Source organism: Microbispora sp. H10885, assembly GCF_014161415.1.
GTDB classification, from domain to species: Bacteria; Actinomycetota; Actinomycetes; order Streptosporangiales; family Streptosporangiaceae; genus Microbispora; species Microbispora triticiradicis.
Window position 1 is genome coordinate 407,028 of the sequence record NZ_JABBWY010000006.1, and the last position, 13,544, is coordinate 420,571.

Here is a 13,544-nt window from a genome sequence, read left to right on the forward strand (position 1 = left end):
GAATGTCGGGGAGCGCATGGCCGTCGCCCGCGGCGCGGCGCCGGGACCTCGCCGCCGTCGCGGCCCTCACCGCCGCGGCGGCGGTCGCCTACGCGATCCACTCCTGCGTACGGCTGACGCGTTTCCGGGCGGGCGCGTACGACCTGGTGATATTCGACCAGGCGGTCCGCGCGTACTCCCGCTTCGAGGCGCCCGTCTCGATGGTGAAGGGCGTCCACAACGGGTTCGGGCCGGGGTTCTGCGTGCTCGGCGACCACTGGTCTCCGGCGCTGGCGCTGCTGGCGCCGCTCTACTGGATCCACGACGGGCCCGCGACGCTGCTCGTCGCGCAGGCCGTCCTGCTCGCCCTGTCCATTCCGTTCGTGTGGGCGTACGCCTTCCGTGCCGCCTCCCGGTCCGGGGCCGGAGGCGGCCGCGTCGCCCATCCCGTCGCGGCCGCCTACGCGCTGTCGTGGCCGATCGCCGAGACCGTCGCCTTCGACTTCCACGAGGCGGCGTTCGCGCCGCTGCTCACGGCGGTGGCGCTGGAGCGGTACCAGGCCGGGCGCGGCCGGGCCGCGCTCCTCACCGCGCTCGCTCTGCTCCTGGTCAAGGAGGACATGGGCCTGCTGCTGGCCGGATTCGGGCTGTTCCTGCTCACCCGGCGGCGTGACCGGTGGCCCGGCGCGCTGCTCGTCGCCGGCGGCGTCGCGGCGACCCTGGTGGCGACGTCGGTCCTCGTCCCCCGCTTCGGCGGCAGGACCGGCTACTACTGGGCCTACTGGACGCTGGGCCCCGACCTCCCGCGGGCCGCGCTCCACGCCGTCACCCGGCCCGGCGACGTCCTCGCGCTGCTCGCCGACCCGCCGCTGAAGCTGCGTACGGCGACGCTGACGCTGGCGCCCGTGCTGTTCACCGCGCTGCTCTCCCCGGCGGCGCTCGCCCTGGTCCCGCCGCTGCTGGAACGCCTGCTCGCCAGCACCTACCCGAACTGGTGGACGCCGAGGTACCACTACACCGCATTCGTCGTCGCGCCGGTCTTCGCCGCCGGGGTCGACGGCGCGCTGCGCGCCGCCGCCCTCATGACCGGGAAAGCCTGTCCCCGGCGGGCGGCACGGCTCGTCCGCGGGTGGGCGGTGCTGGTGCTCGCGACCGCGGTCGCCCTCGTGCCCTTCTTCTCGTTCGGCGCGTCGCTCACGCCCGCCTTCTACGCGGAGACCGCGCGGACCCGCGCGGCGCAGCGCGCCGTCGCCGCCGTCCCCGACGGCGCGCTGGTCGAGGCGGCCGACTCCCTGGCCCCCGCGCTGTCCCCGCGTACGCGCACGCTGCTGTGGGACAGGACGCCCCGATGGGCGCCGTGGGTCGTCGCCGACGTGGGCGTCCGGACGTTCCCCTTCGCCGGCCTCCGGCAGCAGGTCGAACGCGTGGCGCGGCTGCGCGGGCACGGCTACCGCGTGGTGTTCGAGCAGGCCGGCTACGTGGTGCTCACCACGACGCCGGCGCCCGTGGCCGCGAGGAGCAGGATGTCGATCCCGGCGGCGGCGACCGCGGCGGCGAAGGGCGCCTTGGGCAGGCGGCGGCCGAGCGACAGACCGGCCACCGCGCACAAGGCCACTCCCGCGAGGGCGAGCCACTCCGCCGGGCCGGGCGGGCCCGGCGGCGCCACGGCGAGCAGCAGGGACGCCGCCAGCGGCGGCACCGGCATCAGGGCCCTGACCCGGGCGGTGCCGAGCCGCTGGGGCCAGCCCCGCACGCCGGTCGCCAGGTCCGTCTCGATGTCGGGCAGCACGTTGCCGAGGTGCGCGCCGCAGCCGAGCAGCGCCGCCGCCGCCACGGCCCACCACGCGGGCAGCGGCGGGCCCTCATGCTGGGCCGGTATGCCCGCCGCGACGAACACCGGCACGGCGCCGAAACCGACCGCGTACGGCGCCCACGACGCGGCAGTGCCCTTCAGCCACAGGTTGTAGGCCCAGGCCGCGGCGACGGCGAGCAGGTGCGCCGCGGCCGGCAGCGGCCCGCAGGCCAGCGAGAGCGGCACGCACGCCGCCAGCGCCGTGAAGGCCGCGGCGCGCACCGTGCCCGCGGTCACCAGGCCCGCGACGACGGGCTTGCCGATCCGCCCGGCCGCGGCGTCCCTGGCGGCGTCCACGGCGTCGTTGCACCAGCCCACCGAGAGCTGGCCGGTCAGCACGGCGAGCGCCACCGGCACCGCCCCGGGGAGGCCGCGCCCGGCGAGCACCACGAGCGCCGTGACCAGGACCGTCACCGCGACGGCCGGGCCCGGATGGCACGCGCGGGCCAGCCCGGCCAGCTGCCGCGGCATGTCGCCGGGGAGTGCTCTGGAGCAGGTCATCGTCACGAGCGTAACCGGATGATCCGGGTTGGTAGGTATGTGAGCCGCCTGGACGGGCAAGAGTGCAGGTAGCTTCCTCCGCCAGCCAGTGGGATGTGAGATGACCCGGATCGCGGCCGTCCATGGTGTCCTTCCTCCCCATCGCCACTCGCAGAAGGAGATCACGGACACGCTGGCGAGGGTCTGCCTCCCCCCGGGCGCCGACCGCCGGCTCCTCGACAGGCTGCACACGAGCGCGCGGGTGGAGCACCGCAACCTCGTGCAGCCGCTCGACCGGTACGGCAAGCTCGACGGCTTCGGCATGGCCAACGACCTGTTCATCGAGGCCGCCCTCGACCTGGGCGCGGAGGCCGTGACCGGCGCGCTCGACGCCGCCGGCCTCACTCCGGCGGACGTGGACATGATCATGTGTACGTCGGTCACCGGCGTCGCCGCGCCGTCCCTGGACGCCCGGCTGGCCAACCGGATCGGGCTGCGTCCCGACGTGAAGCGGGTGCCGGTGTTCGGACTCGGCTGCGTGGCGGGGGCGGCGGGCATCGCCCGGCTGCACGACTACCTGCGCGGGTGGCCGGGCCATGTCGCGGTGCTGCTCTCGGTCGAGCTGTGCTCCCTCACCCTGCAGCGCGACGACTCCTCCACGGCCAACCTCGTGGCGGGCGCGCTGTTCGGGGACGGCGCCGCCGCCGTGGTCGCGTACGGCGACGACCGTGAGATCCCCGGCCGTGAGATCCCCGGGGGGCGGCCGGGCCCGGCCGTCGTCGCGACCCGCAGCCGCCTCTACCCCGGCTCGGAACGGGTGATGGGGTGGGACGTGCGCGACAGCGGGTTCCGGGTCGTCCTGGACGCCGGGGTGCCCGACGTGGTGCGCACCCACCTCGCCGGGGACGTGGGCGGGTTCCTCGGCGACCACGGCCTGGACATCGGCGACATCACCGCGTGGGTCTGTCATCCCGGCGGCCCGAAGGTGCTGGAGGCGGTCGCGGAGACGCTCGCGCTGCCGGAGGGCGCGCTCGACCTCACCTGGCGCTCGCTGGCCGCCATCGGCAACCTGTCGTCCGCGTCCGTGCTGCACGTGCTGCGGGACACCCTGGCCCTGCGGCCACCGCCGCCGGGCACCCCGGGGGTGCTCCTCGCGATGGGCCCGGGATTCTGCTCCGAGCTCGTCCTGCTGCGCTGGTGAAGGGGAGCCGGCGGGAGCCGGCCGGGAGGGATGGAGGGGACCGATGTCGCCCTGGTACGCGGTGCTCGTCGCGCTCGTCGGCGTGGAACGCCTCGCGGAGCTGTTCGTCGCGCGCCGCAACGCCCGCTGGAGCATGGGCCGCGGCGGGGTGCTGTACGGCGCCGGGCACTACCCCTGGATGGTAGCCCTGCACACCGGCCTGCTCGCCGGGTGCCTGCTGGAGGCGGCGCTGGCGGACCGGCCGTTCGTCCCGGCCCTGGGCTGGCCGATGCTGGCGCTCGTCGTGGCCGCGCAGGCGCTGCGCTGGTGGTGTGTCACGAGCCTCGGCCCCCAGTGGAACACCCAGGTCATCGTCGTGCCGGGCCTGCCGCTCGTGACGCGGGGGCCGTACCGGTTCGGGTGGCTGCGTCACCCCAACTACGTCGCCGTGGCGGTGGAGGGCGCGGCCCTGCCGCTCGTGCACTCCGCGTGGCTGACCGCACTGGCCTTCACCCTGCTCAACGTGCCGCTCATGGTCGTCCGCCTGCGGTGCGAGAACGCCGCCCTCGCGACCGCCGCCCCCGCCGCGCCCGGTTCCCTGCGGCCCGCCCGGTGATCGACGTGCTGGTGGCCGGGGGCGGGCCCGCGGGGCTGGCCACGGCCATCCACGCGGCGCTGGCCGGCCTGGAGACGGTCGTGGTCGAGCCGAGGGCCGTCCCGGTCGACAAGGCGTGCGGGGAGGGCCTGATGCCCACCGGCGTCGCCGCCCTCGCCGGCCTGGGCATCGACCTGGGGATCGCGCTGCCGGAGAGCAGGCCGTTCCTGGGCATCCGCTACGTCGACGGACGGCACCGGGTGCAGGCGGAGTTCCGGGACGGCGCCGGGCTCGGCGTGCGGCGCACCGCGCTGCACGCGGCCCTGGCCCGGCGCGCGCGGGAGGCCGGAGTCCGGACGGTCTCCGGGCGGGTCGCCGGCGTGCGCGCCGGCGACGCCGACGTGCACGCGCGGGTGCTGCCCTCCGGCGGGGTCCCGGACGGGTCCGGTCTGCGGGCGCGCTGGCTGGTCGCGGCGGACGGCCTGCACTCGCCGATCAGGGCGTCCCTCGGGCTGGACCTGCCCGCGGGCGGCCCCCGCCGGTACGGCCTGCGCCGCCACTACCGGGTGGCGCCGTGGACCGACTTCGTGGAGGTGCACTGGGCGCCGGGCGGCGAGGCGTACGTCACGCCGGTGGGCGACGACCTCGTCGGCGTGGCCGTGCTGAGCGGCGAGCGGCGGGGATACCACGAGCACCTGGCGGCGTTCCCGGACCTGCTCGCCCGGCTGGACGGGCCGCCCGCCACCCCGGTGCGCGGAGCCGGGCCGCTGCGCCAGCGGGTCCGCCGGCGCGTGGCCGGGCGGGTCCTGCTCGTGGGCGACGCGGCGGGCTACGTGGACGCGCTCACCGGCGAGGGCCTCTCGCTCGCGCTGCTGTCGGCCCGCGCGCTGGTCGGCTGCTTGCGCGCGGGCCGCCCCGAGGAGTACGAGGCCGCCTGGCGGCGCCTGTCACGGCGGTCGCGGCTGCTCACCGCCACGCTGCTGGAGGCCCGGCGGCACCCCCCGGCGGCGCGGATGATCGTGCCGGCCGCCCGGCGGCTGCCCGTGCTGTTCCGCGCGGCGGTCCGATCGCTCGCCTGAGCGGCCCGTGAAAGCGGCCCAGGGGCTGAATCCGGACATGGTCTAATTTATCCATGACCGGAATTCACAGTTCGCGAACGCCCGTTTTTAGGAGCCGCCGCACAGCGTTATATCCCCCGACGTTAGAACTTACTTCGAGATGAACGAAGTGGCCATCTTTTGTGACAGGTATGCAAGGATACAGCGCATGTACCGAAAGGCGAGGCCGATGTTACGGCGAGGATGACTGGAGGGTCGTCACTTGCCTGACTTCGCGATACTCGCCCTGCTCACGCTGCTCGGCGCGCTCCCCCTCACCGCGCTGGCGGTCCTGGCCCTCCGGCTGCGCCGGCTGCGCACCATGCAGGCCGAGGCCGTCCGCCAGGCCGCGGCCGAGGCCCGGGAGCAGTTCGGCCGGGACGTGCACGACCTCGTGAGCAGCCGGCTGTGGCTGGCCACCCTGCGCAGCGAACTCGCCTACCGCCTCGCCGAGGACGACAACCCGCTGCGCCCGGCCCTCGCCGACGTGGTGCAGGCGATCCGCCACGCCGCCGCGGACATCCGCAACGTGACCCGCTCGTTCCAGGACGTCTCACTGCCCTCGGAGCTGGCCAACGCGCGTGCCGTGCTCCGCGCGTACGGGACCGACTGCAAGATCGAGACCACCGACGCGGAGCTCTCGGACCAGATCAGCGCCACCCTCGCCATCATGGTGCGGGAGGCCGTGACCAACGTCGTGCGGCACAGCAGGGCGACCCTGTGCGTCATCGAGATCGCCCTGCGCGCCGGCACTGTGACGCTGACCGTGACCAACGACGGCGTCGACCCCTCCGCTCCGTCCGGCACCGGCAGCGGCCTGGACAACCTCCGCACCCGCGCGGCCGCGCTCGACGGCGTCGTGGGAACGGTCCTCGACCCGGACGGCTGGTTCCGCCTGGTCGCCGAGATCCCCAGCAGGGGCAAAGACCGCCGCTGACCGGTCGCCGGCCGGACGGACCGCTCCAAGGACTCCACGCGCGTCCGACATCACGTCCGCGCACTTGACCTGCCGGTTGACAGAGAACCTCACCGCCGGCCTCACCAAGGCCTCCGGGCGACCGTGAAGAGCGTCACCCTATGCCCGTGACCGCGTCATGGTTTGTTATGTGCAGATTTCACATGACGCAGTTGACGGGCGTAACTTGGCCCATCCCCGCAATTCCGGAATTCTTACTTGTGACCGGCCTAAGGGGACATCTGGTGATTAGTAAGTACGAGATTTACTGCCTCGCAGATCCCTTGTTCTACGACACGCTCGACAGCAAGCGCGCGGAGCACCCGGATTTCTCCGTGGCCGCGCGGCCCACCCCCGAGGGATGGGCGCACCTGGCTACCGGAACGTGGCTGCACTACGCGCCGGCCGGCGCCACGTTGCCCACCCAGGGATGGAAGATCCACATCTCCTCCTCCGTGCGGGAGGCGGAGCGGGTGATCGCGGCGGCGTGGGACTACTGCGTGCCCCGCGGGCTGGCCTTCAAGTTCCTGCGCGGCCGGCGCGTGATGACCATGCAGAACTCCAAGTACGCCTTCCGCGGGTCGAGCGGCAAGCTGGTCACCATCTACCCGGTCGACGAGGCCGAGCTCGAGCTGACGCTCAAGGAGCTGGCCGAGGTCCTCGACGGCGTCGAGGGCCCGTACATCCTCAGCGACCTGCGCTACGGCGACGGACCGCTCTACGTCCGGTACGGCGGGTTCGCCGAGCGTCACTGCCTCGACGAGAGCGGCGAGCAGGTCCTCGCGATCGAGAACGCCGACGGCGAGCTCGTCCCCGACGTGCGCGGCCCGGGGTTCTCCCTGCCCTCCTGGGTGCCCCTGCCGGCGTTCCTCGAACCCCACCTCGCCGCCCGCAACGCCGTGACCATGGAAGGCGTGCCGTACCAGGTCGACAGCGTGCTGCACTTCTCCAATGGCGGCGGCGTCTACCTCGCGCACGACACGCGCACCGGCGAGAAGGTGGTGCTGAAGGAGGCGCGCCCGCACGCCGGGCTCGACGTGGAGGGACGCGACGCGGTCACCCGCCTGCGGCACGAGGCCGAGATCATGGAGCGCCTCGCCGGGCTGGACTGCGTCCCCCGCCTGCACAGCCACTTCACCGTGGGCGAGCACCACTTCCTCGCGCAGGAGTACGTCGACGGCACCTCGCTCAGCCAGCTCATCGCGCAGAAGCACCCCCTCACGCGGGCCGACCGCACGCCGGAGATGAACACGGACTACGCGGAGTGGGCCGTCACGATGCTCGCCAAGGTGCGCGCGGCGGTCTCGGCCCTGCACGAGCGCGGCGTGGTGTTCGGCGACCTGCACCCCTTCAACATCCTCGTCGAGGACGACCGGGTGGTGCTGATCGACTTCGAGGTCTCCTCGCCGGTCGAGGAGCGCAGGCGGCCCACGCTGGCCAACCCCGGCTTCGTCCCGCCGAGCGGCCTGGCCGGCGTCGAGGCCGACGAGTACGCCCTGGCCTGCCTGCACCTCGGGATATTCGCCCCGATGACCACCATGCTGCTGCAGCTCCACCGGCCCAAGGCCGCCCAGCTCGGCAGGCTGGTGAAGGAGACGTTCCCGGTGCCGCCCGAGCTGATCGACGGCGCGGTGGCGACACTCCTCGGCCTCGAGACCGGCGTACGACCGGCCGAGCCGGAGCCGAGCCGGCTCTCCGAGGGCTGGCCCGCACTCCGGGACGCCCTGGCGACGGCGATCCTCGCCTCGGCGACACCGGGGCGCGACGACCGGCTGTTCCCCGGCGACATCGTCCAGTTCGAGCCCGGCGGCGGCGTGAGCCTCGCGAACGGCGCGGCCGGCGTGCTCTACACGCTGGCCGCGACGGGGGCCGGGCGCTTCCCCGAGCACGAGGAGTGGCTGGTCAGGCGGGCGGCGGAGCCGGGCATCGGAATCGGCTTCTACAACGGGCTGCACGGCGTGGCGTACGCGCTGGAGGAGCTCGGGCGGCGCGCGGACGCGCTCGGCGTGGCCGAGCGGTGCCTGCGGGAGCCCTGGGAGGGGCTCGACCTCAGCCTCTACCGCGGCCTGTCCGGCGTCGCCCTCGCCCTGATGCACCTGCACGACGCGACCGGCGAGCCCGAGTTCCGCGAGCGGGCCGCGCGCGTCGTCGCCGCGGTGGCCGACCGGCTCGGCGGCCCGGACGACGTCCCCGAGATCAGCGGAGGCAGGTATCCGCACGCGGGGCTGATGTACGGCTCGTCGGGGCCCGCCCTGATGTTCCTGCACGCGTACGAGCGCACCGGCGACCCCGGTCTGCTCGACCTCGCGGCCACCGCACTGCGCCAGGACCTGCGCCGGTGCGTCGGCCGCGAGGACGGGCAACTCCAGGTGCAGCAGGGCTGGCGGACCAACCCCTACCTGGACGAGGGGTCGGCCGGCATCGGCCTGGTGCTCGACCGCTATCTCACGCACCGCGACGACGCCCACCCTGACGACGACTTCGCCGGGTCGCTGGCCGCCATCCGGTCGGTGCTGACCCTTCCGTACTACGTCCAGTCGGGGCTGTTCGCCGGCCGGGCGGGCATGATCGCCTGCCTGTCGTCCGGCTCGCGCCCCGACCCCGGGGCCGCCGAGGCGCAGATCGCCCGGCTGGCCTGGCAGGAGCTTCCGTACCAGGGCGGGCTGGCCTTCCCCGGCGCGCAGTTGCTCCGCCTGTCCATGGACTTCGCCACAGGGAGCGCCGGCGTGCTGTTCGCGCTCGGCACCGCGCTGCACGACGAGCCGGTCCGCCTCCCGTTCCTCGAGCCCCCCGGACGGTCACAGGCGCAGGCCCCCCTGCGCACCGCCGCCGGGTCGGATGTCCCGACCAGCACCGGAAGGAGGTGAATCGCAATGGCGCTCCTCGACCTTCAGACCCTCGAGACCCCCGGTGGTCACGGTGGCGGCGGCGGCAGCAACCTGAGCCTGCTCGCCTGCACCCCGCACGAGAACAGCAGCCTCAGCCTCATCTGCGGCTGACAGCTCCTCGCTCGACCCCACTTCCGGCACCGTGCCGGGTGAACCATCCAGAAAAGGGAGATGATCCACATGGCGCTTCTCGACCTGCAGACCCTCGAGGCCCCCACCGGTGGCGGCGGCGGTGGCACCCAGGGCAGCAACCTGAGCCTGCTGGGCTGCACCCCGCACGAGAACAGCAGCCTGAGCATCATCTGCGGCTGATAGCCGCCGCTGCTGGCGCATGAAGCGAAGGTCTGGGCGGTCGTCGCGGCCGCCCAGGCTTCCGCGTTTCGGGACTGGAGGACCCCTGGTGAGTTCTCGTTCGGCGGACCTGCTGATCGCGCGGGCCGTACGGCGCGGCGGGCCCTGGCTCGCGGTGCTGACGGCGACGGCGCTGACGGGCGCCGCCGCCGACCTGCTCGTCCCGGCGGCGCTCGGCCGAGCGCTCGACGCCGTCGTGCGGACCTCCCCCGACCTCCCGGAGACGGTCGCCGTCGCCGCACTGCTGGCCGGGCTCGTCGTCGTGTGCGACGCGCTGGGCGTCCTCGCCGCGGGGGTGAGCGGCGCGCGGGCCGCCCAGTGGCTGCGCACCCGGGTCGTGACCCACACCCTGTCGGCCGGGACCGGGATGACCCGGCATCTCGCCCCCGGGGAGATCGTCACCCGCGCCGGCGTGAACGTCGAGGAGGCGGGCCGGACCCCGGAGGCCGTCGTGACGGCCGCCACCCTGGTCATTCCGTCGGCCGGCAGCGTCGTCGCCCTCGTGCTGATCGACCCGTGGCTCGCGGTCACGCTGGTCGCCGGCCTGCTGCTGATCGTGGCCGTGCTGCGCGCGTTCATGCGGAAGACCACCGCGGCCTCCGGCGGCTACCAGGAGGCGCAGGGCCAGATCGCGGGCATGCTCGTCGGAGCGCTCGCCGGTGCCCGCACCATCAGCGCGGCCGGCACCGAGGACCGCGAGGCCGCACGGGTGCTGGCCCCGCTCCCCCGGCTACGCGCCCAGGGCCTCGCGCTGTGGCGGCTGCAGGCGCGGGCCGGTGTGCAGGCCGCCGTCGTCGTCCCGCTCCTGGAGATCGCGGTACTCGCCGTCGGCGGGCTCCGCCTGTCGGCGGGCGGCCTCACCGTGGGCGAACTGCTCGCCGCCGCGCGCTACGTCGTGCTCGGCGCGGGCCTCGGATCGGCGCTGGGCTACGCCGCGCGCATCGCCCGCGCCCGGTCGGCCGCGCAGCGCCTGGAGCAGCTTTTCGCCGTGCCGCCCCCGGCGTACGGCTCCCGCCCGCTGCCGCCGGGCCCGGGCACCCTGGAACTACGTGACGTGACCGTACGGGCCGACGGGGTCCGGCTGCTGAGCGGGATCAGCTTCGTGGTGCCGGGAGGCACCTGCACGGCGGTGGTCGGCCGCTCCGGCTCGGGCAAGTCGTCGCTGGCCGCCGTCGCCGGACGGCTCGCCGACCCCGAGCGGGGCGTCGTGCTGCTGGACGGCGTGCCGCTCCGGGAGATCGGCAGGGAGCCGCTGCGGCGTGCGGTCGGGTACGCCTTCGAGCGCCCGGCCCTGTTCGGCCGCACCCTGGGCGAGGCCGTCGGCTTCGGGCTACCGGCGGACACCGCTCATGCCGAAGACAGGGTCAGGGCCGCGGCCGTCGCGGCCTGCGCCGACCCCTTCGTCCGCAGGCTGCCCCTCGGGTACGCCACCCCGGTCGAGGAGGCGCCGATGTCCGGGGGCGAGATCCAGCGGATCGGCCTCGCCCGCGCGTTCGCCCAGGCCGGGCGGGTGCTGATCCTCGACGACGCCATGTCGAGCCTCGACACGGTCACCGAGCGGCAGGTCGGGCGCGCGCTCACGGGCAGCCTGGCCGACCGCACCCGCCTGGTGGTGGCCCATCGGGTGACGACGGCGGCGCAGGCCGACCAGGTCGTGTGGCTGGAGGACGGGCGGGTCCGCGCGATCGGCACACACGAACGGCTGTGGGCCGATCCCGGCTACCGGGCCGTCTTCCAGGCGCAGGAGGCGTCGTGAGGCGGCGGGTCCTCCTGGACGCGCTGTGGCGCGAGCCGTCCCGGCTGCTGTGGCTGGCCTGCTGGTCGGTGGCCGAGGCCCTGCCCTCGCTCACCGGGGGATACGCGATCGCGCGCGCGGTGGACGACGGGTTCGCGGCCGGCCGGCCCGGCGTCGGGTTCGCCTGGCTCGGGGTCCTGGCCGCCGCGTGGGCGGTGGCCGCGGTGTCCGCCCGGCAGGTGCTGCTGCTGATCGCCGGGATCGTCGAGCCGTTCCGCGACGACCTGCTGAGGCGGGTGGTGACCGGGGCGCTGCGGGCCGGGCGGGGCGGCGACAGCGCAGCCGTCGCCCGGATGAACCATCAGGTCGAGCTGGCCAGGGACGCCTTCGGCGCCATCATCACGGTGGTCAGGTCGTTCGTGTTCACGCTGGTCAGCGTGGCGGTGGGACTGTCGACCCTGGCGCCCGCCGTGGTCCCGCTCGTGCTGCCCCCGGTGGCCCTCGGGCTGGGCCTGTTCCTCGTCTCCCTGCCCTCGCTCGCGCGGCGGCAGCGGGAGTTCATCGTCGCCGACGAGCGTACGGCGGCCGCCGTGGCCGCGATGGCGAGCGGACTGCGGGACGTGACCGCCTGCGGCGGGGAGGAGCGGGTCGCGGCCGAGGTCGGGCAGGCGGTGACCCGGCAGGCCGCGTCCGCGCGGGCGCTCGCCCGGGTGACCGCGACGCGGACGCTGTCGCTGGCCGTGGGAGCGTGGCTGCCGGTCGTGCTGCTGCTCGCGGGCGCGCCCTGGCTCGTCCGCCAGGGGGTCACCGGCGGGGTGATCCTCGGCACGCTGACCTACGTCATGCAGTCGCTCGCCCCCGCACTGGGCGGCCTGGTGCAGGGCCTGGGCGTCAGCGGCGTACGCCTCGCCGTCACGCTGGAGCGCATCCTGCACGTGCCCGGCCCGCCGGTGGCGCACGGTGACACAGAGCCGGACACCCTGCCGGACAGTGCCCGCCTGGTGCTCCGGGGCGTCCGGTTCGCGTACGGCACCGCCGATCAGAAGGCCCCCGAGCCGGTGATCGACGGCCTGGACCTCGACGTGCCGGAGGGCGACCACCTGGCCGTCGTCGGCCCGAGCGGGATCGGCAAGTCCACGCTGGCCGCGCTGGTCGCCGGCCTGCTCACGCCGGACGAGGGCGAGGTCCTCGTCGGCGGCGTCCCGGCCACGCGGGTGCTCCCGGCCGCCCGCGCGCTGATCCCCCAGGAGGCGTACGTCTTCCCCGGCACCCTGGCCGAGAACCTGACCTATCTCGCGCCCGGCGCGACGCCGGAGCGGGTGGACGAGGTCGTCGCGGCGTTCGGGCTCGCGGACCTCGCGCAGCGCTGCGCGGGCGGCCCGCTCGACCCGGCCGAGCTGTCGGCGGGCGAACGGCAGCTCATCGCGCTGGCCAGGACCTACCTGTCCCCCGCCCGGCTGGTCGTGCTCGATGAGTCGACCTGTCACCTCGACCCGGCGGCGGAGGCGCGGGCGGAGGCCGCGTTCGCGGCGCGCGGCGGGACGCTGGTCGTGGTGGCCCATCGCATCTCGTCGGCCCTGCGCGCCAAGCGGGTGCTCGTCATGGACGGCACCCGGGTCAGGCTCGGCTCCCACGAGGAGATGGTGGCCGCGTCACCGCTGTACGCCGACCTCGTGGGGCACTGGACCGGCCTACCGGCGGGGGCGGTAGCGGAGGATGCCGATGTCGCGTCCGGCAGACGGCCAGAGCCAGCCGCACTCGGAGGCGATCTGAATCGCCTCGACGCGTGAGCGGGCCCCCACCTTGCCGAGGATGCGGGACAGGTAGTTGCGCACGGTGCCCTGTGACAGGCACAGGCGGTCGGCGATCTCGCAGACGGTGGCCCCCGCGGCGGCGGTCTCCAGGACGTCCAGCTCGCGGGCGGTCAGCGGGTTGCTGTCGGCGTCGAGCGCCGCGACGGCCAGTTCGGGGTCGATGACCCGCTCGCCCGCGGCCACCCGGCGGATGCAGTCGACGAGGTGGGCCGGAGAGGCGTCCTTCACGACGTAGCCGCGCACGTTGGCGTCGAGCGCCTTGCGCAGGGCCGTGGGCGTGCCGAGCCCGGTGAGCACGACGGTCTTGCAGGAGGGTAATCGGCGGTGCAGCTCGGCCGCCGCGGTGAGGCCGTCGACGCCGGGCATGCCGATGTCGAGCACGGCGACGTCGGGGCGCCGCAGACAGCCCAGCCGCACGATGTCCTCGCCCTTGTCCGCCTCCGCCACGACCTCCAGGTCGTCCTCGCTCGACAGCAGTGCGACCAGCGCCTTGCGGATGAGGTGCATGTCCTCGGCGAGCATCAGTCGGATCAACCCAGACTCCCTACCACGCGACGCGAGCGGGTGCTCGCCCTGTGTGACCGCGATCTCACCACTATGACCGCCGAACGTGAGCAC

At 74.6% G+C, this 13,544-nt stretch carries 11 protein-coding genes and 1 pseudogene; 10 read left to right on the forward strand and 2 right to left on the reverse strand.

Features of this window, described 5'->3' with window-relative positions:
* Positions 1 to 2 precede the first annotated feature (2 nt).
* A pseudogene (locus HHX37_RS36835) lies at positions 3 to 1,340 on the forward strand (DUF2079 domain-containing protein); the annotation flags it as partial.
* A 113-nt stretch (positions 1,341 to 1,453) separates the two neighbouring features.
* On the opposite strand, the gene HHX37_RS18500 reads toward HHX37_RS36835, so the two are convergent.
* On the reverse strand, positions 1,454 to 2,332 hold the full coding sequence (locus HHX37_RS18500) for a UbiA family prenyltransferase (protein WP_182886198.1): 879 nt from the start codon (positions 2,330 to 2,332) through the stop codon (positions 1,454 to 1,456).
* A 100-nt stretch (positions 2,333 to 2,432) separates the two neighbouring features.
* Between HHX37_RS18500 and HHX37_RS18505 the strand changes: the two genes are divergently transcribed.
* From HHX37_RS18505 to HHX37_RS18545, 9 genes are all read left to right on the forward strand, one after another.
* Entirely contained in the window at positions 2,433 to 3,512 is a 1,080-nt protein-coding gene (locus HHX37_RS18505; protein WP_182886199.1) for a type III polyketide synthase, read from the forward strand.
* A 43-nt stretch (positions 3,513 to 3,555) separates the two neighbouring features.
* The gene (locus HHX37_RS18510) at positions 3,556 to 4,107 is read left to right on the forward strand and encodes an isoprenylcysteine carboxyl methyltransferase family protein (protein WP_138461170.1); all 552 of its coding nucleotides are present in this window, start codon (positions 3,556 to 3,558) and stop codon (positions 4,105 to 4,107) included.
* The gene (locus HHX37_RS18515; RefSeq protein ID WP_182886200.1) at positions 4,104 to 5,165 is read left to right on the forward strand and encodes an NAD(P)/FAD-dependent oxidoreductase; all 1,062 of its coding nucleotides are present in this window, start codon (positions 4,104 to 4,106) and stop codon (positions 5,163 to 5,165) included. Before HHX37_RS18510 ends, HHX37_RS18515 begins: the two co-directional genes overlap by 4 nt.
* A gap of 241 nt (positions 5,166 to 5,406) precedes the next feature.
* Positions 5,407 to 6,120: a sensor histidine kinase gene (locus HHX37_RS18520; protein WP_182886201.1), complete on the forward strand. Its 714-nt coding sequence runs from the start codon at positions 5,407 to 5,409 to the stop codon at positions 6,118 to 6,120.
* 263 nt (positions 6,121 to 6,383) lie between these two features.
* The gene (gene lanKC / locus HHX37_RS18525; protein WP_310740433.1) at positions 6,384 to 9,005 is read left to right on the forward strand and encodes a class III lanthionine synthetase LanKC; all 2,622 of its coding nucleotides are present in this window, start codon (positions 6,384 to 6,386) and stop codon (positions 9,003 to 9,005) included.
* 6 nt (positions 9,006 to 9,011) lie between these two features.
* Positions 9,012 to 9,137 carry a SapB/AmfS family lanthipeptide gene (locus HHX37_RS18530; RefSeq protein ID WP_111698761.1) on the forward strand — a complete coding sequence of 42 codons (126 nt, stop codon included), beginning with the start codon at positions 9,012 to 9,014 and terminating at the stop codon, positions 9,135 to 9,137.
* Between the two features lie 69 nt (positions 9,138 to 9,206).
* Positions 9,207 to 9,338, forward strand: coding sequence for a SapB/AmfS family lanthipeptide (locus HHX37_RS18535; RefSeq protein ID WP_111698776.1), 132 nt, complete (start codon positions 9,207 to 9,209; stop codon positions 9,336 to 9,338).
* An 88-nt stretch (positions 9,339 to 9,426) separates the two neighbouring features.
* Complete coding sequence (locus HHX37_RS18540) at positions 9,427 to 11,133, forward strand: ABC transporter ATP-binding protein (protein ID WP_310740434.1); 1,707 nt, start codon at positions 9,427 to 9,429, stop codon at positions 11,131 to 11,133.
* The gene (locus HHX37_RS18545; protein WP_182886204.1) at positions 11,130 to 12,902 is read left to right on the forward strand and encodes an ATP-binding cassette domain-containing protein; all 1,773 of its coding nucleotides are present in this window, start codon (positions 11,130 to 11,132) and stop codon (positions 12,900 to 12,902) included. Before HHX37_RS18540 ends, HHX37_RS18545 begins: the two co-directional genes overlap by 4 nt.
* On the opposite strand, the gene HHX37_RS18550 is transcribed toward HHX37_RS18545, so the two are convergent.
* On the reverse strand, positions 12,804 to 13,460 hold the full coding sequence (locus tag HHX37_RS18550) for a response regulator transcription factor (protein WP_182874514.1): 657 nt from the start codon (positions 13,458 to 13,460) through the stop codon (positions 12,804 to 12,806). The genes HHX37_RS18545 and HHX37_RS18550 overlap by 99 nt on opposite strands.
* Positions 13,461 to 13,544 lie beyond the last annotated feature (84 nt).

Bases quoted from the DNA above. Each gene is read 5' to 3' on its own strand.
- HHX37_RS18500 (WP_182886198.1), bottom strand. From the start codon at position 2,332: ATGACCTGCTCCAGAGCACTCCCCGGCGACATGCCGCGGCAGCTGGCC.
- HHX37_RS18505 (WP_182886199.1), top strand. From the start codon at position 2,433: ATGACCCGGATCGCGGCCGTCCATGGTGTCCTTCCTCCCCATCGCCAC.
- HHX37_RS18510 (WP_138461170.1), top strand. From the start codon at position 3,556: ATGTCGCCCTGGTACGCGGTGCTCGTCGCGCTCGTCGGCGTGGAACGC.
- HHX37_RS18530 (WP_111698761.1), top strand. From the start codon at position 9,012: ATGGCGCTCCTCGACCTTCAGACCCTCGAGACCCCCGGTGGTCACGGT.
- HHX37_RS18535 (WP_111698776.1), top strand. From the start codon at position 9,207: ATGGCGCTTCTCGACCTGCAGACCCTCGAGGCCCCCACCGGTGGCGGC.